The sequence below is a fragment of the Enterobacter sp. ENT02 genome, assembly GCF_019219165.1.
Taxonomy (GTDB): Bacteria; Pseudomonadota; Gammaproteobacteria; order Enterobacterales; family Enterobacteriaceae; genus Enterobacter; species Enterobacter mori.
The window spans coordinates 629327-653324 of the sequence record NZ_JAHUWD010000001.1 but is presented as its reverse complement, the minus strand read 5'-3'; the positions used below and the strand labels follow the sequence as shown (position 1 = coordinate 653324).

Annotated in this window: 22 protein-coding genes; 20 read left to right on the top strand and 2 right to left on the bottom strand. The window is 56.5% G+C overall.

The window, feature by feature from the left end; genetic code table 11:
- Position 1 precedes the first annotated feature (1 nt).
- Complete coding sequence (gene uspC / locus KW829_RS02930) at positions 2 to 430, bottom strand: universal stress protein UspC (protein WP_010432484.1); 429 nt, start codon at positions 428 to 430, stop codon at positions 2 to 4.
- A gap of 794 nt (positions 431 to 1224) precedes the next feature.
- On the opposite strand from uspC, the gene flhD reads away from it, so the two are divergent.
- From flhD to cheW, 6 genes are all read left to right on the top strand, one after another.
- The gene (gene flhD, locus KW829_RS02925) at positions 1225 to 1575 is read left to right on the top strand and encodes a flagellar transcriptional regulator FlhD (protein ID WP_010432485.1); all 351 of its coding nucleotides are present in this window, start codon (positions 1225 to 1227) and stop codon (positions 1573 to 1575) included.
- On the top strand, positions 1572 to 2156 hold the full coding sequence (flhC, locus tag KW829_RS02920; RefSeq protein ID WP_172411157.1) for a flagellar transcriptional regulator FlhC: 585 nt from the start codon (positions 1572 to 1574) through the stop codon (positions 2154 to 2156). The genes flhD and flhC overlap by 4 nt, the downstream gene beginning before the upstream one ends.
- Before the next feature lie 123 nt (positions 2157 to 2279).
- Positions 2280 to 3167, top strand: coding sequence for a flagellar motor stator protein MotA (gene motA, locus KW829_RS02915; RefSeq protein ID WP_008500417.1), 888 nt, complete (start codon positions 2280 to 2282; stop codon positions 3165 to 3167).
- Positions 3164 to 4093, top strand: coding sequence for a flagellar motor protein MotB (gene motB / locus KW829_RS02910; RefSeq protein ID WP_010432487.1), 930 nt, complete (start codon positions 3164 to 3166; stop codon positions 4091 to 4093). The genes motA and motB overlap by 4 nt, the downstream gene beginning before the upstream one ends.
- 4 nt (positions 4094 to 4097) lie before the next feature.
- Complete coding sequence (gene cheA, locus KW829_RS02905) at positions 4098 to 6122, top strand: chemotaxis protein CheA (protein ID WP_218307554.1); 2025 nt, start codon at positions 4098 to 4100, stop codon at positions 6120 to 6122.
- A gap of 19 nt (positions 6123 to 6141) precedes the next feature.
- Entirely contained in the window at positions 6142 to 6645 is a 504-nt protein-coding gene (gene cheW, locus KW829_RS02900) for a chemotaxis protein CheW (RefSeq protein ID WP_010432502.1), read from the top strand.
- Positions 6646 to 6737: 92 nt separating this feature from the next.
- Here cheW and KW829_RS02895 read toward each other — a convergent pair whose 3' ends face one another.
- On the bottom strand, positions 6738 to 7997 hold the full coding sequence (locus tag KW829_RS02895) for a dicarboxylate/amino acid:cation symporter (RefSeq protein WP_089601040.1): 1260 nt from the start codon (positions 7995 to 7997) through the stop codon (positions 6738 to 6740).
- 430 nt (positions 7998 to 8427) lie between these two features.
- Here KW829_RS02895 and KW829_RS02890 point away from each other — a divergent pair, with 430 nt between their 5' ends.
- From KW829_RS02890 to KW829_RS02825, 14 genes are all read left to right on the top strand, one after another.
- The gene (locus tag KW829_RS02890; RefSeq protein ID WP_010432504.1) at positions 8428 to 9000 is read left to right on the top strand and encodes a spore coat protein U domain-containing protein; all 573 of its coding nucleotides are present in this window, start codon (positions 8428 to 8430) and stop codon (positions 8998 to 9000) included.
- Between the two features lie 12 nt (positions 9001 to 9012).
- Complete coding sequence (locus KW829_RS02885) at positions 9013 to 9561, top strand: spore coat U domain-containing protein (protein WP_029485120.1); 549 nt, start codon at positions 9013 to 9015, stop codon at positions 9559 to 9561.
- Between the two features lie 16 nt (positions 9562 to 9577).
- A complete protein-coding gene (locus KW829_RS02880) occupies positions 9578 to 10336 on the top strand; it encodes a molecular chaperone (protein WP_218307553.1) in 759 nt (252 codons plus the stop codon).
- The gene (locus KW829_RS02875) at positions 10312 to 12696 is read left to right on the top strand and encodes a fimbria/pilus outer membrane usher protein (RefSeq protein ID WP_218307552.1); all 2385 of its coding nucleotides are present in this window, start codon (positions 10312 to 10314) and stop codon (positions 12694 to 12696) included. The genes KW829_RS02880 and KW829_RS02875 overlap by 25 nt, the downstream gene beginning before the upstream one ends.
- Complete coding sequence (locus KW829_RS02870) at positions 12693 to 13655, top strand: spore coat U domain-containing protein (protein ID WP_042716077.1); 963 nt, start codon at positions 12693 to 12695, stop codon at positions 13653 to 13655. Before KW829_RS02875 ends, KW829_RS02870 begins: the two co-directional genes overlap by 4 nt.
- A gap of 84 nt (positions 13656 to 13739) precedes the next feature.
- Positions 13740 to 15407 (top strand): methyl-accepting chemotaxis protein II, encoded by a 1668-nt coding sequence (gene tar / locus KW829_RS02865; RefSeq protein ID WP_218307551.1) that lies wholly within the window; start codon positions 13740 to 13742, stop codon positions 15405 to 15407.
- Positions 15408 to 15451: 44 nt separating this feature from the next.
- Positions 15452 to 17053: a methyl-accepting chemotaxis protein IV gene (gene tap / locus KW829_RS02860; protein ID WP_010432521.1), complete on the top strand. Its 1602-nt coding sequence runs from the start codon at positions 15452 to 15454 to the stop codon at positions 17051 to 17053.
- Between the two features lie 19 nt (positions 17054 to 17072).
- A complete protein-coding gene (gene cheR, locus KW829_RS02855) occupies positions 17073 to 17939 on the top strand; it encodes a protein-glutamate O-methyltransferase CheR (RefSeq protein WP_100166014.1) in 867 nt (288 codons plus the stop codon).
- Positions 17936 to 18985 carry a chemotaxis response regulator protein-glutamate methylesterase gene (locus tag KW829_RS02850; RefSeq protein WP_218307550.1) on the top strand — a complete coding sequence of 350 codons (1050 nt, stop codon included), beginning with the start codon at positions 17936 to 17938 and terminating at the stop codon, positions 18983 to 18985. Before cheR ends, KW829_RS02850 begins: the two co-directional genes overlap by 4 nt.
- Before the next feature lie 16 nt (positions 18986 to 19001).
- Positions 19002 to 19391 carry a chemotaxis response regulator CheY gene (gene cheY / locus KW829_RS02845; RefSeq protein ID WP_010432528.1) on the top strand — a complete coding sequence of 130 codons (390 nt, stop codon included), beginning with the start codon at positions 19002 to 19004 and terminating at the stop codon, positions 19389 to 19391.
- A 10-nt stretch (positions 19392 to 19401) separates the two neighbouring features.
- Positions 19402 to 20046, top strand: a complete 645-nt coding sequence (gene cheZ, locus KW829_RS02840; RefSeq protein ID WP_029485121.1) for a protein phosphatase CheZ — start codon at positions 19402 to 19404, stop codon at positions 20044 to 20046.
- Between the two features lie 148 nt (positions 20047 to 20194).
- A complete protein-coding gene (flhB, locus tag KW829_RS02835; RefSeq protein WP_010432535.1) occupies positions 20195 to 21343 on the top strand; it encodes a flagellar biosynthesis protein FlhB in 1149 nt (382 codons plus the stop codon).
- Positions 21336 to 23414 (top strand): flagellar biosynthesis protein FlhA, encoded by a 2079-nt coding sequence (gene flhA / locus KW829_RS02830; protein WP_089598182.1) that lies wholly within the window; start codon positions 21336 to 21338, stop codon positions 23412 to 23414. Before flhB ends, flhA begins: the two co-directional genes overlap by 8 nt.
- Positions 23411 to 23806, top strand: coding sequence for a flagellar protein FlhE (locus tag KW829_RS02825; protein ID WP_218307802.1), 396 nt, complete (start codon positions 23411 to 23413; stop codon positions 23804 to 23806). The genes flhA and KW829_RS02825 overlap by 4 nt, the downstream gene beginning before the upstream one ends.
- The last annotated feature ends 192 nt before the right edge of the window (positions 23807 to 23998 follow it).

Sequence of the window (23998 nt, the reverse complement as noted above, 5' to 3'; positions counted from 1 at the left end):
TTTATGAGCCCCCGAGAGGGACTAACAACACATCCACCTGGCTTGAGGCGACAATCGATTTCGCCGAACATGCCGCGCGCGAAAAAAAGCTTTGGTTATGATTACCGCAGATCACCAAATCAATATTCTGTTTTTGGCACAAGCTAAGAATATGTTCATTTAATTCCCCGGTGGCAATAATGGTCTGGTGAACCGGATATTGCGCCTTTTCTACCAGTTCTCGCAGAAACTGCTGTGTTTCTTCCTGCAAAACCTCACGAATATCCTCCAGCATGGGGGCCGCCAGTTGATTGTACATTTCGGGTTCGGCTGTCAGTGTGATCAGGCTGATGCGAGCATTGGTGGGTCTGGCGATAGAAACGGCACGGGCGACGAGTTGATGGCTTTCCGGAGAAACCGCAACAGAAACAAGAAGATGGGTGTAACTCATCACGCACTCCTTTGATGTCTGAACAACAAGGTTTCTTCAGCATTACCGCGATTTCAAGACTTCCGCAAGGGGGGAATAGGGCATTAGTGTGAAGCTTATCATAATTATTCATTAATTATTCTTATAAGAAGAATAATTGCAAAGTGTGTCTAAATGAAAAAAATTAACAACTTAACGTAAATCACACTTTTTTTAGTCAGTCGCGTTAAATCGTTTTAACCTGTTATAAACACAATTTGAATGATCACGCAGTGAAATAAATTTTATGCGCTTTTTTCATAACTCTATGTTTTTACTAAGTAAGGGAAGTGTGACTGCCAGATGTACGCGATGTAAATGATTGACGTAGTCAATATAAGCAGAAAAAGCAATTGCTATGCCGTATCTGTTCATACGCATGCATGAGTATTCGCTCTTCAAGAATATAAAACAGTCTCGTTTGGTTAAGTTTTGACCAAATTACAAGTCATACTGATGGATTTATGGAGAATATTCACTTAAATTGTGTGACGTAGATCACATTTTTTTTAAATTTGAGGATGGCTGCATTGTATGTGTCAAAACTGACGAGTAGAGTTTGCGTCGAATTAGGAAAAATCTTAGTTATTTGTAAGAAATGATAAAACGAGATGAGGCGCAGCTGCGTTTCAGCTGTTGTACGTTTTGCTGAATACAAACCTAAATTCAACTATGCATTTAGCCTTTTCTTTTTTATACCGGGTGATTTCCCGGCGACATCACGGGGTGCGGTCTTTCCGCATAAAAATAATAGTTGGTTATTCGGGATGGGAACAATGCATACATCCGAGTTGCTAAAACATATCTATGACATCAATTTGTCATATTTACTGCTCGCGCAGCGTTTGATTAGTCAGGACAAAGCGTCCGCGATGTTTCGTCTGGGTATTAACGAAGAGATGGCAACCATGTTGGGGGGATTAACACTCCCGCAAATGGTCAAGCTGGCAGAAACGAATCAACTCGTTTGCCAGTTCCGCTTTGATAATCCGCAGACAATCACGCGTCTGACCCAGGAATCCCGCGTTGACGATCTTCAACAGGTCCATACCGGTATTCTTCTCTCCACACGATTGCTCAGCGAAATCAGCCAGCCTGATGACGTTGCCCGTAAGAAAAGGGCATAAAAATGAGCGAGAAAAGCATTGTTCAGGAAGCGCGTGATATACAGCTGGCAATGGAGCTGATTACGCTGGGTGCTCGTTTACAAATGCTGGAAAGCGAGACTCAGTTGAGCCGTGGTCGTCTCATCAAACTGTATAAAGAATTACGTGGTAGTCCACCGCCTAAAGGAATGCTGCCGTTCTCAACGGACTGGTTTATGACCTGGGAACAGAATATCCATGCATCGATGTTCTGTAACGCCTGGCAGTACCTTCTGAAAACCGGTTTGTGTAGCGGCGTCGATGCCGTGATCAAAGCGTATAAACTTTACCTTGAACAATGCCCTCAGCAGGAAGATGGACCCCTGCTGGCACTGACCCGCGCATGGACGCTGGTGCGTTTTGTTGAAAGCGGAATGCTTGAACTGTCTCGCTGCAACTGCTGCGATGGCAATTTTATTACCCATGCTCATCAGCCTGCTGGCAGCTTCGCCTGTAGTTTATGCCAGCCTCCATCCCGCGCCGTAAAAAGACGTAAACTTTCCCGGGATGCTGCCGATATTATTCCACAACTGCTGGATGAACAGATCGAACAAGCTGTTTAACCCGAACGTGTGGGCAAGATTCCAGCAGCGGTAAGCAATTACCGCTGCTTTTTTTTACCCCGCATTCCGGTAACGCTGTCGAAATGAACGTCCTGCCTTAGTCACTAGCGGAAGGATGATGTCGTGCTTATCTTATTAGGTTACCTGGTAGTTCTCGGTACAGTTTTCGGCGGTTACATGATGACCGGCGGGCACCTTGGAGCACTCTATCAACCGGCTGAACTTATTATCATCGGCGGTGCAGGGGTAGGGGCTTTTATCGTTGGTAACAACGGTAAATCGATCAAGGGCACGCTGAAAGCGATTCCGTTGCTGTTCCGTCGCTCGAAATACACCAAAAGCATGTATATGGATCTGCTGGCGCTGCTCTATCGCCTGATGGCGAAGTCACGTCAGCAGGGCATGTTCTCGCTGGAGCGTGACATCGAAAACCCGAAAGAGAGCGAAATCTTCGCCAGCTATCCACGTATCCTGGCTGACGCGATGATGCTGGATTTTATCGTCGATTACCTGCGCCTGATCATCAGCGGCAACATGAACACCTTCGAAATTGAAGCGCTGATGGACGAAGAGATCGAAACCCACGAAAGCGAATCTGAAGTGCCAGCCAACAGCCTGGCGCTGGTGGGCGACTCGCTTCCGGCGTTTGGTATCGTTGCGGCGGTAATGGGGGTGGTTCACGCGCTGGCCTCGGCGGATCGTCCGGCGGCAGAGTTAGGTGCGCTGATTGCCCACGCGATGGTCGGGACTTTCCTCGGTATTTTGCTGGCGTACGGTTTTATCTCCCCGCTGGCGAGCGTTCTGCGTCAAAAGAGCGCGGAAACCACCAAAATGATGCAGTGCGTGAAGATCACGCTGCTCTCCAACCTCAACGGTTACGCACCCCCGATCGCCGTCGAATTTGGCCGTAAAACGCTGTACTCCAGCGAGCGTCCGTCGTTTATCGAGCTTGAAGAACACGTGCGTGCGGTGAAAAACCCAAACCAACAGACGACAACTGAGGACGCATGAAAAACCAGTCCCATCCGATCGTCATCGTAAAAAAGCGCAAGCATAAGGGGCACGGACACGGTTCCCACGGCTCGTGGAAAATTGCTTACGCCGACTTTATGACTGCCATGATGGCGTTCTTTCTGGTGATGTGGCTGATCTCCATCTCCAGCCCGAAAGAGCTGATCCAGATTGCGGAATATTTCAGAACGCCGCTGGCAACGGCGGTGACCGGTGGGCCGCGCATTTCGAACAGCGAGAGCCCCATTCCTGGCGGTGGCGACGATTACACCCAGCAGAAGGGTGAAGTGAAAAAAGAGCCAAACATCGACGATCTGAAAAGACGAATGGAACAGGCGCGCCTGAAGAAACTGCGTGGCGATCTCGATCAGCTGATCGAAGCGGACCCGAAACTGCGCGCGCTGCGCCCGCACCTGAAGATCGATCTGGTGCAGGAAGGTCTGCGTATCCAGATTATCGACAGCCAGAACCGCCCAATGTTTAAAACCGGCAGTGCGGACGTTGAGCCGTACATGCGCGATATTTTACGCGCCATTGCCCCGGTCCTGAACGGCATTCCTAACCGAATCAGCCTGTCAGGCCACACGGATGATTTCCCGTACGCCAGCGGTGAGAAGGGATACAGCAACTGGGAGCTTTCTGCCGATCGTGCCAACGCCTCGCGTCGCGAGCTGGTGGCGGGTGGGCTTGATGATGGCAAGGTTCTGCGCGTGGTCGGCATGGCAGCAACCATGCGCGTCACCGACCGCGGGCCGGACGACGCCATCAACCGTCGTATCAGTCTTTTAGTGCTGAACCAGCAGGCGGAGCAGGCCATCCTGCATGAAAACGCCGAAAGTCAGAATGAGTCACTGGACGATTTAAAACAGCCTGGGGCCGTTCCTTCGGCTGCCGTTCCAACATCGCCACCAGCCAATCCGAGGTGATAGCGTGAGCATGGATATTAGCGATTTTTACCAGACATTTTTTGATGAAGCCGATGAACTGTTGGCCGATATGGAGCAACACCTGCTGGACCTGGTGCCTGAAGCACCGGATTCAGAGCAGCTCAATGCCATTTTCCGTGCAGCGCATTCTATTAAAGGTGGTGCAGGGACCTTTGGATTTACCATTTTGCAGGAAACGACCCATTTAATGGAAAACCTGCTGGATGAAGCACGACGCGGTGAGATGCAGCTCAATACCGACATTATCAACCTGTTTTTGGAAACCAAAGATATTATGCAGGAACAGCTCGACGCCTATAAAAGTTCGGCAGAGCCTGATGCCGCCAGCTTTGAATACATCTGCAACGCGCTGCGCCAGCTGGCGCTGGAAGCAAAAGGTGACGTGGTCGCTGCCGTACCGGCGGCGAAGCTGAGCGTTGTTGATGCCATAGCCGCACAGGACGCGGCGCCCGTTGCCGACCGCCCGGCGAAACTGCGCGTGGTGTTATCCCGTCTTAAAGAGAGCGAAGTCAACCTTCTCGAAGAAGAACTGGGCAACCTGGCGACATTGAGCAACGTGGTGAAAGGCAAAGACAGCCTTGCCGCGACGCTGGATGACGGTATCAGTCAGGACGATATTGTGGCGGTGCTGTGCTTTGTTATCGAAGCCGACCAAATTGCCTTTGAAACTGAAACCGCGGCAGTCGATGCCCCTGTCGCAGTGGAAGAGGTCGCACAAGCGGCTGCGCCTGCCGTCGTACCGGCCACGCCTGCATTAAAAGCCGTGCCGAAAGATACGGCTGCACCTGCCCGCGGTGAAAAACCGGCCGCGCGCTCCAGCGAATCTACCAGCATCCGCGTGGCGGTTGAGAAGGTTGATCAGCTGATTAACCTCGTCGGTGAGCTGGTGATCACGCAGTCGATGCTGGCACAACGTTCTAACGAACTGGACCCGGTAACCCACGGCGATCTCATCACCAGCATGGGTCAGTTACAACGTAACGCCCGCGATCTGCAGGAATCGGTGATGTCCATCCGTATGATGCCGATGGAATATGTTTTCAGCCGCTTCCCGCGCCTGGTGCGCGACCTGGCCAGCAAGCTCAATAAGCAGATCGAACTGACGCTGATGGGCAGCTCCACCGAGCTGGACAAAAGCCTGATTGAACGCATCATTGACCCGTTAACGCACCTGGTGCGTAACAGCCTGGACCACGGCATTGAGTTGCCGGAAAACCGCGTGGCGGCGGGGAAATCCCCTGTCGGAAACCTGATTCTTTCCGCGGAACATCAGGGCGGGAACATCTGCATCGAAGTGACCGATGACGGTGCGGGTCTGAACCGCGAGCGTATTCTCGCGAAGGCGATTTCGCAGGGCATGGCGGTTAACGAAAACATGACCGACGAAGAAGTGGGCATGCTGATCTTCGCGCCGGGCTTCTCAACCGCCGAGCAGGTGACCGACGTGTCCGGGCGCGGCGTGGGCATGGACGTGGTGAAACGTAACATCCAGGAGATGGGCGGCCACGTTGAGATCCAGTCTAAACAGGGTTCCGGCACCACCATTCGCATCCTGCTGCCGTTGACGCTGGCGATCCTTGACGGCATGTCAGTCAAAGTGGCGGACGAAGTCTTCATTCTGCCGCTGAACGCGGTGATGGAATCCCTCCAGCCACGTGAGGAAGATCTGCATCCGCTGGCGGGCGGTGAGCGCGTGCTGGAAGTGCGCGGCGAGTATCTCCCGCTGGTTGAACTGTGGAAAGTGTTCGAAGTGGACGGCGCGAAAACCGAAGCCACGCAGGGCATCGTGGTGATCCTGCAAAGTGCCGGTCGCCGCTACGCGCTGCTGGTCGATCAGTTGATTGGTCAGCACCAGGTGGTGGTGAAGAACCTCGAAAGCAACTACCGCAAAGTGCCGGGGATTTCTGCTGCGACCATTCTGGGCGATGGCAGCGTGGCGCTGATCGTCGATGTGTCGGCGCTTCAGGGATTAAATCGTGAACAACGTGTGGCGTACACAGCCGCCTGATTAAGTAGAAGGTAAAAACATGACCGGTATGAGTAATGTAACGAAGCTGGCGGGCGAGCCATCAGGGCAGGAATTCCTGGTATTCACTTTGGGTGATGAGGAGTACGGCATCGATATCCTGAAAGTGCAGGAAATTCGTGGTTACGATCAGGTTACCCGCATCGCTAACACGCCTGCGTTTATCAAAGGCGTGACCAACCTGCGCGGCGTGATCGTGCCTATCGTCGATCTGCGTGTGAAGTTCAGCCAGGGCGACGTGGAGTATAACGACAACACCGTGGTGATCGTCCTCAACCTGGGACAGCGCGTGGTGGGTATCGTGGTGGATGGCGTATCGGACGTACTCTCCCTGACCTCTGATCAAATCCGTCCTGCGCCGGAATTTGCGGTCACGCTGTCGACCGAATACCTCACTGGCCTGGGCGCGCTCGGCGAGCGTATGCTGATTCTGGTGAACATTGAGAAGCTGCTGAACAGCGACGAGATGGCGCTGCTGGATATCGCCGCGAGTCATGTAGCATAAAACAAAGCCGGGTGGCGCTGACGCTTACCCGGCCTACGTGTTCGAGCCATTTGTAGGCCGGGTAAGGCGAAGCCGCCACCCGGCTTTTTTACTTACGCTTCCTGCTTCACCAGATCTGCTTCCGCTTCTCGTGCACCTTCATTTTGCGACAGCATCGCCGTCGCAATACCATTCCCCAGCACGTTAATCGCCGAACGGCCCATATCCAGGAAGTGGTCGATACCCATCAGCAGCAGAATCCCGGCCACCGGAATATTAAAGCTTGGGATCGTTGCCGCCAGCACCACCAGCGACGAGCGCGGTACGCCCGCAATGCCTTTTGACGCCAGCATCAGAGTCAGCATCAGAACCGTCACTTCCGAGAAGCTCAGGTGAATGTTGTATGCCTGGGCGATAAACATCGAGGCGAAAGAGCAGTACACCATCGAGCCCACCAGGTTAAAGGAGTAACCAATCGGCAGGACGAAAGAGGCAATACTGCGCGAGCAGCCAAAGCGCTCCAGCTGTTCCAGCGTTTTAGGGTAGGCGGCTTCAGAGCTGCTGGTGGTAAAGGCCACCAGGACCGGATCTTTCAGCATGCTGACCAGGCGAAACACCTCTTTTTTCAGTACCATGTAACCCACGGCCAGCAGCACCATGCAGGTCAGCAGGATCGCCACATAGTAGCCACCGATAAAGGAGGCGTAGTTCAGGAGAATGCCCAGACCCTGCGTGGCGATGACGGATGAGATCGCCGCGAAAATGGCCAGCGGTGCAACGTACATCACGTAACCCGTGACCTTCAGCATGATATGGGAAACCACATCCAGCGCGGCCACCAGCGGCGCGTTGAATTTCTGCCCCAGCGATGCGCCAGCAATGCCGAAGAACATTGAGAACACCACAATCTGCAGGATCTCATTGTTCGACATCGCCCCTGCGATACTGGTCGGAATGGTGTGCGACAGGAAGGCTTTCAGCGTCATGCCGCTGACGGCCAGGCCGGTATCCACAGCTTCTGTCGGCACCGTCAGGTTCAGACCGCTTCCCGGATGCTCGAGGGTGACGATAAACAGCCCCACCAGAATAGAGAGCACGGATGAGCTGATAAACCACACCATCGCTTTGCCGCCTACGCGGCCAATGGTGGAGGTTTCGCCCAGCTTCATAATGCCAACGGTCAGCGTGCTGAAGACCAGGGGCGCAATCACCATTTTGATCAGACGGAGGAAAATATCGGTCAGAAGGGTAATATTATCCGACCAGGCTTTGATGGCATCCGCAGATGCATATTCATGAATTGCTGCCCCTGAAAGAATACCCGCCAGCATGAATATCACGATGAAGAGTGTGAGTTTGTTTGCACTTGCCACGAAAAAAGACCCTCTATGCGCTTCAGATGTAGCCCGCGTCGATACATATAAATTTTTTATTACGAAACGGGAAATTATTCGGCCCATAAATTGACGCAAAGCGTAGGGGGATACAACTCCTTTTTAAGTTTTATTAAATTTGTTGTGAATGCGCTGACGATATATTGTGATTAAGATCACACTTTAATGGATATATTCTCTCCTGATAAAAAAAAATCGCCGCCTGAAAAAATTTAACTCTCTGTTATTTATAAAAAAACGGAGTCAATAAGACATATGGCTTATGTGTAATGGCGAAGGTGGTCGAAGCGATATCCGTAAACTAAATTCTCAATAACCCCTCTCAGAGGAACCTTAAGCGGGGCTAACATCTTGAACAGCAAAAATAAAATGTGGCAAGGGAACGGCGACGTCTTCTGGAGAGTGGTAAATGAAAAGAAAACGCCTTTTGATCTGCGCAGGCTCGTTACTGGCTGCGACAATGGCCCCTCAGGCTTTGGCCGTGACCAGCAGCGGCACCATCGGCGCGACGCTGACGCTGACAAACGGGTGTCTGATAAACGGATCGCCCGCGCAAAGTGGCATTAACTTCGGTACGCTCGATTTCGGGACCCATCCTGCCACGTTTTCTACCCTGACCACGCAGCTCTCCGGTGCCAGCGGCGGAAACACCTTCACCATTCAGTGCACGACCGCCAGCTATACGGTGGCGATCGTCGGCAACACCAACTCCACCGCCCCCGGCACTGTTGTCGGCACGCCAGGCACCCCTGCGCGCTATCTGGTTAACACCTCCAATACGGCACAGGGCGTGGCTTACAGCCTATACAGCGACAGCGGGTTTAATACCGTGATTGCCAATAACGCCGCGTTGCCGATCGCCTCTACGGCCGGAGGGGTAGACAGTTACACCCTCTACGGGCGTATTACCGGCGGCGGCAACAGCGTGACGGTCGTACCGGGGACCTACACCGACACGATTAACGTCAGCGTCACCTACTAGTCCTCTACCGCCATGAAGGCAACATTGACAAGTCTGCGCAAACGCGCAGAGGGACGCGTGCACCCTTTTTTCACGCTGATGGTTGTATTGCTCATGATGCCGACGGCGGATGCGGTGACGTCTCAGTCCTTTAAGGTCAGCGCCACGATTGTACCCGGATGTGCGGTGGCTACCGGTAGCGGCGGGCTTTTCGGCACGCTGGATTTTGGCAGCCATAACGGCGTCGAGAGCGCGCCGGTCAGCACCAGCTTTGTGCCAAACGGGGCGTTGTCCATCGCCTGTACGCCGGGCGTGGCACTGAGCATGAGCATTAACGGCGGTCAAAATTATTCATCCGTTCGTCGGATGAAGCGGTCAGGTGGAACAGAACTGGTGCCGTACCGGCTCTACAGCAGCAGCTCGCTGGCCGCCAACAGCGAAATTGGCGTCAACCAGGCGATACCGGTGACCTATGCCAACAGCAATAACATCGCGCTGCCGCTTTTCGGCGTGGCGCTACTGACCGGGTTTAGCCCGGCAGGAACCTATACCGATCAGCTCACCGTGACCTTGTCATGGTAATAAAGGGAGAGTATTGATGAATCCATTTTTCAGACCTGTTTGTCTGGCGGGTGCGTTGAGCATGACGGTGGCAACCGGGCAGGTGCAGGCGGCCGCCACTATCATGCTGTGGCCGATCGACCCGTGGCTGGCTGCGGACGCCAACGCCACGGAGCTGTGGATCCAGAACCAGGGAAACAGTGCCACGACGATGCAGGTCCGCATCGTGCGCTGGAAACAGGAGGATGGACACGAGCGCTATACTGCGCAGCAGGATGTGGTCGCCAGCCCGCCCATCGTCACGATTGGTACCGGCAGCAAGCAGCTCATTCGCCTTATCAAACAGGCTTCAGTACCCGCAGGTATCGAACAGGCTTACCGCATCATCGTGGATGAAATTCCCCAGCCGGATGCAAAAGCTGAACCCGCCATCGGCCTCAAGTTGCAGATGCGCTACTCCATCCCTCTGTTTGTGTATGGCCATGGGATTCCGACTATAAAAGAGGGCGCGCACCACGCGCTGGCTGAGACCCAAAATCTGAGCTGGCGGGTGACGCAGGCGGGTGGACAGCCTGCACTGGAGGTTCGAAACCGGGGGGATGTTCATGTCAGGCTGAGCCAGGTGGCGCTGGAGCAGGGAGGGCAGAAACGCACGGTCGCGGAGGGATTACTGGGTTACGTCCTCCCGGGCAGCACCCGCAGCTGGCCAGTACCCGCTGGCGTTCGTCAGCCAGAGCGGATGAGCGCGCAGATTAATGCCAGGGAAGCACAATGGCAGTCGACGCCCGTAAACTGAAGCCAGCGATGATGATACTGCTTTGCGTCAGTTCCGCGACCCTGGCCGAGCCCGGCGACGACAGTTTGCCGCCACCTCCTCAGGCACAGGCGATTAATGATGAAGCGGTCTTCCAGCTCGCCCTCGTGCTCAACCACTACGATACCGGTCTGGTCGTGCCGGTGACGCAGCGTAAAGGCGCTTTCTTTATCTCCAGCGCCGACCTGCTGCGCGCGGGACTGCCCCCGGCGCATGTTCCTGCCGGAGAGGTGAATCTCTCCTCGCTTGATCAGGTTCGGGTGGCTTACGACAGCGCCGCGCAGCGCCTGCTGCTGACCGTTCCCCGCGACTGGGTGACGGCCCGCGTGACCCCTTTCAGCGCGCAAACGGCGCAGGCCAAACCGCACTACGGGCGCGGGGCGCTGCTGAATTACGATCTCTACACCAACCACACGGAACATATCGGCGGTCAGGCGTCGCTCTGGCATGAGTTCCGCTACTTCAACGAGAACGGCTCATTTTCCTCCACCGGCTACGCCCGGGAAAACTTCACCGGTAACGACGGCCAGCAGGAAGGGTATGTTCGCTATGACACGACCCTGCTGTTCACGAATGAAGATGACGCGATGAGCTGGAGCGTCGGGGATGTGATCAGCGATGCCCTGAGCTGGAGCTCCAGCGTGCGGATGGGAGGGGTAAGCGTCGGGCGGGATTTCTCCCTGCGCCCCGATCTGGTGACATGGCCGCTGCCCGAGTTCGCGGGGGAAGCCGCAGTACCCACCTCGGTCGATCTCTTTATCAATGGCTATCGTTCCGGTTCAACCCAGCTTCAGCCTGGCCCCTTCACCCTGACCAATCTGCCCTATATCAACGGTGCCGGGGATGCGGTGCTGGTCACGACGGATGCGCTGGGGCGACAGGTGAGCACCACGCTCCCGTTCTACGTCTCCAGCGACTTGCTTAAACAAGGGCTGAGCGACGGTGCCGTGACCCTGGGCAGCCTGCGGCGTAATTACGGTATCAAGAATTTTGACTACGGTTCGGCAGCAGGCAGCGGCTCGTATCGCTACGGGATGACGGACTGGCTGACGCTGGAGGGGCACGCGGAAGGGGCGCAGGAGCTGGCGCTGGGCGGGGCGGGGACGGTGATAAAACTCGGCCAGTTTGGCGTGGTGAATACCTCTTACTCGCAAAGCCGCATGCGCGGTGACGAGGGCGGGCAAATCAACTGGGGTTACCAGTACAGCACCAGCGAGTTTAGCGTCGCCACCCAGCACACGCGTCGCGACCGCGGCTTTGGCAACCTCGCCCTTTACGACCAGCCGACGGTCTATGACGAAAACGATAAACCCATCGCCAGCTTCAGCCGCAATACGGACCAGTATTCTCTCACCTTCAATCTGGGACAGTACGGCAACATCGGCGCGGCCTGGATCGGCGTGGAGAGTTTTGACGGTCAAAAAACCGAGCTGCTTAATCTCTCCTGGAGCCGCAACCTGTGGGGCGCGAGCAGTATTTACCTCGCCGGCAGCCGGGATCAGCAGCGCGGAGACTGGACCGTTGCGCTATCGCTTCAGGTGCCGCTCGGGGAGCGCGACAGCGCTGCCGTCACCGTTGAGAACACCCCGGACGCAGGCAGTACTCAGCGCATTAACTATAACCACGCCATGCCTTCTGACGGTGGGTTCAGCTGGAATATGGCCTGGGCCAACCAGTCAAGAGCCAGTGATTATCAACAGGGAACGCTGGGCTGGCGCAATAACAACATCGAGCTGCAGGGCGGCGGCTATGGCGAAAGGGACACTATGACCTGGTGGGGCGAGGCGATGGGATCCGTTGTGCTTATGGACGGCGAGCTGTTTGCGGCGAACAAAATCAACGATGCGTTTGTGGTGATCAGTACCGACGGCCACCCGGACGTGCCCGTCAGCTATGAAAACCAGCCCGTCGGTAAAACAAATAATAACGGTTACCTGCTGGTGAGCGGGGTGTCGGCGTATTACCCGGCAAGCTACCGGATTGATACCCTGAATCTGCCCGCGGATACCCGCCTGAAAGAGACGGAGCGCCGGATCGCCATTCGCCGTCACAGCGGCTATCTGGTCGATTTCCCGATGGAGCAGGAGCGGGTGGCCAGCGTTATTCTGCATGATGCGCACGGACAGGCGTTGCCCGTGGGAAGCCAGGTCCGACGCGTCTCGCGCAGCAACGCGGTGGTGGGGTATGACGGCATCGCCTGGCTGGAAAATCTCAGCGATGTGAATCCGCTCGAGGTGATCGCACCAGATGGAAAACGCTGCAAGGCCACGCTGACTGTGGGAGCTAATCCGGAGCACAAGCTGCAAACCTACGGTCCACTGGTGTGCCGGGAGGGGCCATGACGCGCCTGCTGCTGTGGATGCTGCTGCTGTTTTCCGGAGGTGGCTGGGCGGCGTGCACCGTCAGTACGGTCAATGCATCGTTTGGCAGCGTCACCTCGTTCGCGCTCAGCGGAAACGGGGAGGTGGAAACCACCGGCACGCTGGTGGTGGCGTGTGATGCCGTACTCAACGTTCTGACCAGCGACTCGGTGACGCTGAACTTCACCTCGGCCTCGGTTTCGGGTAACAGCCGCGCCACCATGAAGCGCACGGATAATGCGGCTATTACGGACGTGATCCCCACACGGCTGTGCGGATTATCCGGGTGCGCGAGCAGCAGCGAGGTACAGATAAGCAAAGCGTATACCTGGAGCGGCAACACATTGCTGGGATTGCTCGGGTCAAAGCAGTACAACATTCCGCTCTATTTCCGCACCGTCGCCGGACAAAACGTTACCGCAGGCCCTTATCAGGTGCTGTTGACCTTCAGCATCAACTACAACGTCTGTGCCTTAGGTATTGGAAGCCTTTGTACGTCCCCCCAGACGGGAACCGCAACGACCACCATTCTGCTTAACATGACCGTCACCAACGACTGCAGCGCCATGACCACGCCGGACGTGAACTTTAACAGCGCACCGCTGGTACAAAGTTTCCCTACCGTCTCGCAGGCCATTGCCGTCACCTGCACCAAAGGCAGCACCTACACTATCGGCATTAATAATGGTGCCAACGCCCTCAATAATGTCCGCCGGATGGTCAGCGGCAGCAACACCATGAGCTATGACATTTATAAAGAAGCCACGACCAACCGCTGGGGCAGCAGCGGCAGCGAGCGCTGGACCAGCGCGACATCGTCGCAGGTCAGCACCGACGGTTTACTGCGTACCTATAACTACACCGCAAAAGTCCTGACCAGCCAGGCCACGCCTCCCGCCGGAACCTACACCGATACGCTGATTGTCGACGTGGCGTTTTAACCCCGCGCTTTTCCCTTTCGCAAATGTAAAGTTCCTGTGGCCTGTGCCGATAACACCGTTAATAAATCTATGAGAAGGTGTTGTATGTTGAACCGTATCCGCGTTGTCACAATGCTCATGGTGGTGCTGGTCATTTTCGCACTTCTTCAGCTTATTTCCGGTAGCCTCTTTTTTTCGTCGTTAAAACAGAACCAGGACAGCTTCGTGGCCTCGAACGATCTGCGGCTGCAGCAGAGTGAACTGACCACGACGTGGGATCTGATGCTGCAAACGCGTATCAACCTGAGCCGTTCGTCCGCGCGCATGATGATGGATCCCAACAATCAGCAGAGCAGCGCGAAAACGGACCTGTTGAAAAACGCGCGTGCGACGCTTGCCGACGCGGCAAAACATTACGACGCCTTTAAAAAGATTGCCCCGCAGCCTGCGATGGAGCAGGCGAGCGCCAATATTGATGAGAAATACAACGCCTACTTTGCCGGGCTGACGGAGCTTATCCAGTTCCTGGAGAGCGGCAACATGGATGCCTATTTCGCTCAGCCGACGCAGGGGATGCAAAACGCACTCGGTGCGGCGCTGGGTGAATATGCCAAAGCCAGCAGCGACTTGTACCACTCCGCATTTACTGAAAGCCAGAACGACTACCGTTTCGCTAAATGGCAGATGGCCGTGCTGGCGCTGGCGCTGGTCATCGTGCTGGTGGCCGTCTGGTACGGCATTCGTCACATCCTTCTCAACCCGCTGGGCCGCGTGATTGCGCATATCCGCGACATCGCCTCAGGCGATCTGACCAAAACGCTGACCGTGTCCGGGCGCAACGAGATCACCGAACTGGCAAACAGCGTTGACCATATGCAGCGCTCGCTGGTGGAGACCGTCACCAACGTGCGTAACGGATCCGAGGCAATCTATACCGGCACCAGCGAAATTGCGATGGGGAATAACGACCTCTCTTCCCGTACGGAACAGCAGGCGTCTGCTCTGGAAGAGACCGCAGCCAGCATGGAAGAACTGACGGCCACCGTGAAGCAGAACGCCGATAACGCCCGTCAGGCGTCTCAACTGGCAGAAAGCGCCTCTGAGACGGCGCAGCGCGGCGGTCGCGTGGTGGATGGCGTGGTGAAAACCATGCACGAAATCGCCGACAGCTCGAAGAAAATCGCCGACATCATCAGCGTCATCGACGGCATTGCCTTCCAGACCAACATTCTGGCGCTGAACGCCGCCGTTGAGGCAGCGCGTGCCGGTGAGCTGGGCCGCGGTTTTGCGGTGGTGGCCGGGGAAGTGCGTAACCTCGCCAGCCGCAGCGCCAATGCGGCGAAAGAGATCAAAGCCCTGATTGAAGATTCCGTCTCCCGCGTGGATACCGGCTCCGTGCTGGTCGAAAGCGCAGGGGAGACCATGAATGACATCGTGAATGCCGTTACCCGCGTAACGGACATCATGGGTGAAATCGCCTCTGCGTCTGATGAGCAGAGTCGTGGTATCGACCAGGTCGCCCTGGCGGTATCGGAAATGGATCGCGTGACACAACAAAACGCCGCGTTGGTGCAGGAGTCCGCTGCGGCGGCCGCTGCGCTGGAAGACCAGGCGAGCCGTCTGAAGATGGCCGTCTCGGCGTTTCGTCTCGCTTCACTCGCAGCAAAAACGGTCGATTCACATACGATGTATCGTGCGCCCGCCGCAGCAACGGCAGCAACACCTGCGCGTACCACGACGACCGGACAAGAAGAAAACTGGGAAACATTTTGACTGACAATTAAACCGCGGCTGCTTGCCGCTTGATGGGAGCGTGGATGTTAAATCGTATTCGTATCTCGACCACACTGTTTTTGATTCTGATCCTTTGCGGTGTGTTGCAGGTTGGCAGTAACGGGTTGTCTTTTTGGGCGTTTCGCGATGGTTATCAGAATTTGCAGGAAGTCGAGACGAGTAATCAGCAGCGCTCCTCGCTGGCACAAACCCGTGCCGTGCTGTTGCAGGCAAGTACTGCGCTGAACAAGGCGGGAACCTTGACCGCGTTGAGCTATCCGCCGGATGACATCAAGGCACTGATGGCGACCGCGCGCGACAGCCTGAAGCAGGCTGACGCACAGTTTAAAGCCTTCACGGCGCAGGCCACCGACAGCGAGAAAGAGAAAGCGCTGAAAGCGGCCATGAAAAAGAATTTTGAACAGTGGTACAGCGATCTGGACCACCAGGCGACCTGGCTTGAAAACAACCAGCTTTCGGATTTCATGACCGCGCCGGTACAGGCGTCTCAGGCGGCGTTTGACGGCAGCTTTAACGCGTGGCAGCAGGATATTAACCAGTCTGTTCAGCGTGCCGGTGAAGCGAGCCGTACCAGCTATCACATGTCGGGCGTCATCTTTGCCGTGGTCGTGATTCTGGCGGGGTTGCTGACCGGCGGCGCGTTGTTCTGGGCACGCAAGATGATTGTGCAACCGCTGGCGATTATCAGCAGCCACTTCGACAGCATTGCAAAAGGCAACCTTGCGCGTCCGGTGGCGGTGTACGGGAAGAACGAAATTTCGGCCATCTTTGCCAGCCTGAAGGCGATGCAGGGATCGCTGCGGGAAACGGTGAGCGACGTGCGGCAGGGCAGTTATGCCATGCACACCGGGATCTCAGAGATTGCAGCTGGCAATAACGATCTCTCATCCCGCACCGAACAGCAGGCGGCCTCGCTGGCGCAGACGGCGGCCAGTATGGAACAGCTGACCGCGACGGTAAGCCAGAACGCCGACAACGCGCGTCAGGCGTCGGATCTGTCAAAACAGGCGGCGATGACGGCGAAGCGAGGGGGCGACCAGGCCTCTCACGTGGCCAGCACCATGCAGGATATCGCCGCCAGTTCGCAGAAAATTGGCGACATCATCAGCGTGATTGACGGTATCGCGTTCCAGACCAATATTCTGGCGCTCAACGCCGCCGTTGAAGCGGCGCGTGCGGGCGAGCAGGGGCGCGGATTTGCGGTCGTTGCGGGCGAAGTGCGCAACCTGGCGAGCCGCAGCGCCAACGCGGCGAAAGAGATTAAAGGGCTGATAGAAGAGTCGGTCTCCCGTGTGCAGCAGGGTTCTGCCCTGGTCGATACGGCGGCGAAAACCATGACCGAGATTGTCACTTCCGTCACCCGGGTTAACGACATCATGGGTGAAATCGCCTCGGCGTCGGATGAGCAGCGCCGTGGGATCGAGCAGGTGGCCCAGGCCGTCAGCCAGATGGATCAGGTCACGCAGCAGAACGCGTCGTTAGTGGAAGAGGCGGCAGCCGCGACCGATCAGCTGGCAAACCAGGCCGACCATCTCACCGGGCTGGTCGCGGTGTTTAATGTCAAAGAGCACGTTGAAGCAGTAACAGAAGTCGGGCGGTCGCAGGCCGTGCCAGTTGTATCCTGAATGTGATTAAGAAGGCGCTATGACATCACCCACGCCCTCAGGGCAAACGTCATTATTGTTACAGATGACACAGCGCCTCGCGCTGTCCGACGCGCATTTTCGTCGGATATGTCAGTTAATCTACCAGCGTGCGGGGATCGTGCTTGCGGATCATAAGCGAGACATGGTCTACAACCGGCTGGTGCGGCGCTTGCGCACGCTTGGGCTGGATGATTTTGGTCGCTATTTGAGCATGCTTGAAGCGAACCAGAACAGCGCCGAATGGCAGGCTTTTATTAACTCATTAACCACCAACCTGACGGCATTTTTCCGTGAAGCTCACCACTTCCCGGTGCTGGCGGACCACGCGCGTCGACGCAGCGGCGAGTATCGCGTCTGGAGTGCGGCCGCCTCGACGGGTGAAGAGCCGTACTCGCTGGCGATCACCCTTGCAGACACGTTGGGCATGGCGCCCGGACGCTGGAAAGTCTACGCCAGCGATATCGACACCGAGGTGCTGGAGAAGGCGCGTAACGGTGTTTATCGCCAGGACGAACTGAAAACGCTGTCGCCTCAGCAGCTGCAGCGTTACTTCATGCGCGGCACTGGCCCGCATGAAGGCCTGGTACGCGTACGCCAGGAGCTGGCGAACTGCGTCGAATTCGCGCCCGTTAACCTGCTGGATAAGCAGTACAACGTGCCGGGTCCATTCGACGCCATTTTTTGCCGTAACGTTATGATCTATTTTGATAAAACGACGCAGCAGGACATTTTGCGTCGCTTTGTTCCGTTGCTCAAGCCTGACGGTTTACTGTTTGCCGGGCACTCGGAAAACTTCAGCAACCTCGTGCGTGAGTTTAGCCTGCGTGGGCAAACGGTATATGCGCTGAGTAAGGAAAAAGCATGAGTAAAATCAGGGTATTGTCTGTCGATGATTCGGCGCTGATGCGCCAGATCATGACTGAAATCATCAATAGCCACAGCGATATGGAGATGGTGGCGACCGCCCCCGATCCTCTGGTAGCGCGGGATTTAATTAAAAAATATAACCCCGACGTACTGACGCTGGATGTCGAAATGCCGCGCATGGATGGCATCGATTTCCTTGAAAAATTAATGCGCCTGCGCCCGATGCCGGTGGTGATGGTCTCCTCCCTGACCGGGAAAGGCTCGGAAATCACCCTGCGCGCGCTCGAACTGGGGGCAGTGGACTTTGTCACCAAGCCTCAGCTCGGCATCCGCGAAGGGATGCTGGCCTACAGCGAGATGATTGCTGAGAAGATCCGCACCGCGTCCCGGGCGAAGCTTGCGGCGCACAAACCAATGTCGGCACCGGCAACACTGAAGGCCGGTCCGTTACTCAGCTCGGAAAAACTGCTGGTGATTGGGGCGTCAACCGGAGGAACAGAGGCAATTCGTCATGTACTCCAGCCATTGCCGCTATCAAGTCCGGGTATTCTCATTACGCAGCATATGCCGCCGGGATTTACCCGCTCGTTCGCTGAACGCCTGAACAAACTGTGTCAGATCAGCGTGAAAGAGGCGGAAGACGGCGAGCGCGTGCTTCCGGGACACGCGTACATCGCGCCGGGCGATAAGCATATGGAGCTGTCGCGCAGCGGCGCGAACTATCAAATCAAAATTCATGACGGACTGCCGGTTAACCGGCACCGTCCGTCGGTGGATGTGCTGTTTCATTCGGTGGCGAAACATGCGGGGCGCAACGCCGTGGGGGTGATCCTGACGGGGATGGGCAACGACGGTGCCGCCGGAATGCTTGCGATGCACCAGGCTGGCGCCTGGACGATTGCGCAGAATGAAGCAAGTTGTGTGGTGTTCGGCATGCCGCGCGAGGCCATCAATATGGGTGGCGTGAGCGAAGTGGTCGATCTTAGCCAGGTAAGCCAGCAGATGCTGGCGAAAATCAGTGCCGGACAGGCGATACGTATTTAAAGAGGAGTGTAGTTTTATGGCGGACAAAGAGCTCAGATTTTTGGTTGTGGATGACTTTTCCACCATGCGTCGCATCGTGCGTAACCTGCTGAAAGAGCTGGGCTTCAACAACGTTGAAGAAGCAGAAGACGGCGTTGATGCGCTGAACAAACTGCAGGCGGGTGGCTTTGGTTTTGTGATTTCCGACTGGAACATGCCGAACATGGATGGTCTGGAACTGTTGAAAACCATTCGTGCCGATGCCGGTATGGCGTCACTGCCGGTGCTGATGGTGACCGCAGAAGCGAAAAAAGAGAACATCATTGCAGCAGCCCAGGCGGGCGCAAGCGGCTATGTGGTGAAGCCATTCACTGCAGCAACCCTGGAAGAGAAGCTCGGCAAGATCTTCGAGAAACTCGGCATGTGAGGTGATGGATATGTTGCAACCTGCTATGAAACCCGTTGAAGAACATTCACCGAGCGACATTATCGCCCGCATTGGTAGCCTGACGCGCATGCTGCGCGACAGCCTGCGTGAACTGGGACTGGATCAGGCTATCGCCGAAGCAGCAGAAGCGATTCCTGATGCGCGTGACCGTCTGGACTACGTTGTGCAGATGACCGCGCAGGCCGCTGAACGTGCGCTGAACAGCGTTGAAGCGTCACAGCCGCACCAGGACGCGATGGAGAAGGGTGCGAAAGCGCTGACCCAGCGCTGGGATGAGTGGTTTGAAAACCCTATCGAGCTGGCTGACGCGCGCGAGCTGGTGACCGATACCCGCCAGTTCCTGGGCGATGTGCCGGGCCACACCAGTTTCACCAACGCACAGCTGCTGGACATCATGATGGCGCAGGATTTCCAGGACCTCACCGGTCAGGTTATCAAGCGCATGATGGATGTGATTCAGGAGATTGAACGTCAGCTGCTGATGGTGCTGCTGGAGAACATCCCGGAACCGGCTGCCCGTCCAAAACGCGAGAACGAAAGCCTGCTCAATGGCCCACAGCTCGACGCCACCAAAGCGGGCGTTGTGGCAAGCCAGGACCAGGTGGACGACCTGCTGGACAGCCTCGGCTTCTAAGCGTGTCTGCCGCCTCAGGTTGTTAACGCGGTCCGAGGCGGCAAAATCAAGAATCTCCGAAAAGAGCCCGAATAAACGGGCTTTTCCCGCCATTGGATTTTCTCTGTGCTGGCATGATACCCGTGACGTAATGGGCTGAGCATGCACTGTGGCAGAAGAGAACGACGACAAAACGGAAGCCCCCACACCCCACCGACTTGAAAAAGCGCGTGAGGAAGGGCAGATCCCCCGATCCCGAGAACTGACATCCCTGCTGATCCTTATCGTAGGCGTGTGCATTATCTGGCTGGGTGGGGAGTCGCTCGCCCGTAAACTGGCGGGGATGCTCTCTTCTGGGTTACGTTTTGACCACAGCATGGTCAACGATCCCAATCTCATTCTGGGTCAAATCATTATTCTGATTAAAGGCGCAATGATCGCCTTACTGCCGCTGATTACCGGCGTGGTGCTGGTGGCGATAGTGTCGCCGATCATGCTGGGTGGTCTGGTGTTCAGTGGCAAATCACTGCAGCCCAAGTTTTCTAAACTCAACCCGTTTCCCGGTATAGCTCGTATGTTTTCGGCCCAGACCGGGGCTGAGCTGGTTAAAGCCATCCTCAAATCGACCCTGATGGGCAGCGCTGCCGGGTTTTATCTGTGGCATAACTGGCCTGACATGATGCGCCTGATCAGCGAATCGCCGCTCAGCGCCATGCGCAACGCCATGAACCTCATCGGGCTTTGCTCGCTGCTGGTGGTGCTGAGCATCATCCCGATGGTGGGCTTCGACGTCATCTTCCAGCTCTATAGCCACTTCAAGAAGCTGCGCATGTCGCGTCAGGATATTCGTGACGAATATAAGCAGATGGAAGGTGACCCGCACGTGAAAGGGCGTATCCGCCAGATGCAGCGTGCGGCTGCTCGTCGACGCATGATGGAAGACGTGCCTAAAGCCGATGTGATCGTCACCAACCCGACCCACTATTCCGTTGCGCTGCAGTATGACGAAAACAAAATGAGTGCGCCAAAAGTGGTGGCAAAGGGGGCTGGGCTTATCGCGCTGCGTATCCGTGAAATCGCGACGGAGAACCGCGTCCCCATTCTTGAAGCGCCACCGCTGGCGCGTGCCTTATACCGCCATGCGGAAATTGGGCAGCAGATCCCAGGACAACTTTATGCCGCCGTGGCGGAAGTGCTGGCCTGGGTATGGCAATTAAAACGCTGGCGTCTGGCTGGCGGTCAACGACCTGTGAAACCTGAAAACCTTCCGGTGCCTGACGCGCTGGATTTTTTGAACGAGAAGGACACTGATGGCTAATCTGGTGGCAATGTTGCGCCTGCCCGGCAACCTGAAATCGACCCAATGGCAGATCCTTGCCGGGCCGATTCTCATCCTGCTAATTCTGTCGATGATGGTACTGCCGCTCCCGGCGTTCATTCTCGATCTGCTTTTCACATTCAACATTGCGTTGTCCATCATGGTGCTGCTGGTGGCAATGTTCACCCAGCGTACCCTGGAATTTGCGGCGTTCCCGACCATTCTGCTGTTTACCACGCTCCTGCGACTGGCGCTGAACGTGGCGTCTACCCGTATCATTCTGATGGAAGGCCATACCGGCGCGGCGGCGGCGGGTAAAGTGGTTGAGGCGTTTGGCCACTTCCTCGTGGGCGGTAACTTTGCCATCGGTATCGTGGTGTTTGTCATCCTCGTGATCATCAACTTTATGGTTATCACCAAAGGTGCGGGGCGTATCGCGGAAGTCGGCGCGCGCTTTGTGCTGGACGGGATGCCGGGCAAGCAGATGGCGATCGACGCCGACCTGAACGCCGGGCTTATCGCAGAAGATGAAGCGAAAAAGCGCCGTGCGGAGGTGACGCAGGAAGCGGACTTCTACGGCTCGATGGACGGTGCGAGTAAGTTTGTGCGCGGTGATGCCATCGCGGGCATCCTGATCATGGTCATCAACGTGGTCGGGGGGCTGCTGGTCGGCGTCCTCCAGCACGGGATGGACATGGGCCACGCGGCGGAAAGCTATACGCTGCTGACCATCGGTGACGGTCTGGTCGCCCAGATCCCGGCGCTGGTTATCTCGACCGCAGCAGGCGTAATCGTCACCCGCGTGAGTACCGATCAGGACGTGGGTGAGCAGATGGTGGGGCAGCTGTTCAGCAACCCCCGCGTGATGCTGCTGTCGGCGGCGGTGTTAGGCCTGCTCGGCATGGTGCCGGGAATGCCAAACCTGGTGTTCCTGCTGTTCACCGCGGGCCTGCTGGGCCTGGCCTGGTGGATGCGCGGACGTGAAATGAAACCGGCGGCAGAGCCGGCGCCGGTGAAAATGCCGGAAAATACCCAGGCCGTCGAGGCCACCTGGAACGACGTGCAACTGGAAGATTCTCTGGGGATGGAAGTGGGCTATCGCCTGATCCCGATGGTGGACTTCCAGCAGGATGGCGAACTGCTGGGGCGTATTCGCAGTATCCGTAAAAAATTCGCCCAGGATATGGGCTTCCTGCCGCCGGTTGTTCACATTCGCGACAATATGGATCTGCCGCCCGCGCGCTACCGCATTCTGATGAAAGGTGTCGAAATTGGCAGTGGTGATGCCTATCCGGGCCGCTGGCTGGCGATTAACCCCGGCACCGCCGCGGGCACGCTGCCGGGCGAACAAACCATCGATCCGGCCTTTGGCCTGGCGGCTATCTGGATTGAGAGCGCCCTGAAAGAGCAGGCGCAAATTCAGGGCTATACCGTTGTTGAAGCCAGTACCGTGGTGGCGACCCACCTCAACCACCTGATTGGGCAGTTCTCCGCCGAGCTGTTTGGGCGTCAGGAAGCGCAGCAACTGCTTGACCGCGTGACGCAGGAGATGCCGAAGCTGACGGAAGATCTGGTTCCGGGCGTGCTGACGTTGACCACGCTGCACAAGGTGCTGCAAAACCTGCTTGATGAGAAGGTGCCGATCCGGGATATGCGCACCATCCTGGAAACACTGGCCGAGCACGCGCCGCTGCAAAGCGATCCACACGAGCTGACGGCGGTGGTACGCGTGGCGCTGGGCCGTGCGATCACCCAGCAGTGGTTCCCTGGCACCGGAGAAGTGCAGGTGATTGGCCTCGATACGCCGCTTGAGCGTCTGCTGCTGCAGGCGTTGCAGGGTGGTGGTGGCCTTGAGCCGGGTCTGGCCGACCGCTTGCTGGCGCAGACGCAGGAGGCGCTGGCGCGTCAGGAGATGCTGGGTGCGCCGCCGGTTCTGCTGGTGAATCATGCACTGAGGCCGCTGCTTTCACGCTTCCTGCGCCGTAGCCTGAACCAGCTGGTGGTGCTGTCGAATATGGAACTGTCGGACAATCGCCACATTCGTATGACGGCGACCATTGGAGGAAAATAATGCGGAAGTGGCTATGGGTACTCCTTTTCCCGCTGGCGGCGCAGGCCGCAGGTGAGGGAACGTGGCAGGCCAGCAGCATGGGCGTCACGCTAAGCCATCGCGGGGTGGCAATGTCTTCGCGTCCGCTGTCGCCGCCGGAACCGGCTTCTGGCCTCATGACGCTGGTGGTCTGGAACTATACGCTGATTGGCCCAACGCCCGCCGGGCTGCGGGTGCGTCTCTGCTCTCAGACGCGCTGTACCGAAATAGACGGTGAAAGCGGAACGACCCAGGCGTTCAACGGTGTGCCCGCCGTCGAGCCTTTACGCTTTATCTGGGAGGTGCCGGGTGGCGGTCGCCTGATCCCGGCGCTGAAGGTTCAGCGCAATTCCGTCATCGTCAACTACCGTTAACTGCCTGCATTTTCGCCAGCCTTCAGGCAAATCTGATGGCTGGCTCGCAAAATTGACCTCGCCTTTTGATGCAATAGAAACGCTGTTTTATAAATCAGTGACACGCGTGACGACACTCTTTGCATTTTTGCCATTCACCTCTGTGCGATGGCAGAAACAGAAAGGTTTCAACAAGTCGATACTTTTACTGTA

Coding starts and splice junctions, on each gene's coding strand:
- KW829_RS02885 (WP_029485120.1), top strand. CDS start 9,013: ATGAAGGCAACATTGACAAGTCTGCGCAAACGCGCAGAGGGACGCGTG.
- KW829_RS02875 (WP_218307552.1), top strand. CDS start 10,312: ATGGCAGTCGACGCCCGTAAACTGAAGCCAGCGATGATGATACTGCTT.
- cheZ (WP_029485121.1), top strand. CDS start 19,402: ATGTTGCAACCTGCTATGAAACCCGTTGAAGAACATTCACCGAGCGAC.
- KW829_RS02850 (WP_218307550.1), top strand. CDS start 17,936: ATGAGTAAAATCAGGGTATTGTCTGTCGATGATTCGGCGCTGATGCGC.
- KW829_RS02870 (WP_042716077.1), top strand. CDS start 12,693: ATGACGCGCCTGCTGCTGTGGATGCTGCTGCTGTTTTCCGGAGGTGGC.
- tar (WP_218307551.1), top strand. CDS start 13,740: ATGTTGAACCGTATCCGCGTTGTCACAATGCTCATGGTGGTGCTGGTC.
- flhA (WP_089598182.1), top strand. CDS start 21,336: ATGGCTAATCTGGTGGCAATGTTGCGCCTGCCCGGCAACCTGAAATCG.
- flhD (WP_010432485.1), top strand. CDS start 1,225: ATGCATACATCCGAGTTGCTAAAACATATCTATGACATCAATTTGTCA.
- cheW (WP_010432502.1), top strand. CDS start 6,142: ATGACCGGTATGAGTAATGTAACGAAGCTGGCGGGCGAGCCATCAGGG.
- KW829_RS02890 (WP_010432504.1), top strand. CDS start 8,428: ATGAAAAGAAAACGCCTTTTGATCTGCGCAGGCTCGTTACTGGCTGCG.
- KW829_RS02880 (WP_218307553.1), top strand. CDS start 9,578: ATGAATCCATTTTTCAGACCTGTTTGTCTGGCGGGTGCGTTGAGCATG.
- tap (WP_010432521.1), top strand. CDS start 15,452: ATGTTAAATCGTATTCGTATCTCGACCACACTGTTTTTGATTCTGATC.
- uspC (WP_010432484.1), bottom strand. CDS start 430: ATGAGTTACACCCATCTTCTTGTTTCTGTTGCGGTTTCTCCGGAAAGC.
- cheY (WP_010432528.1), top strand. CDS start 19,002: ATGGCGGACAAAGAGCTCAGATTTTTGGTTGTGGATGACTTTTCCACC.
- motB (WP_010432487.1), top strand. CDS start 3,164: ATGAAAAACCAGTCCCATCCGATCGTCATCGTAAAAAAGCGCAAGCAT.
- cheR (WP_100166014.1), top strand. CDS start 17,073: ATGACATCACCCACGCCCTCAGGGCAAACGTCATTATTGTTACAGATG.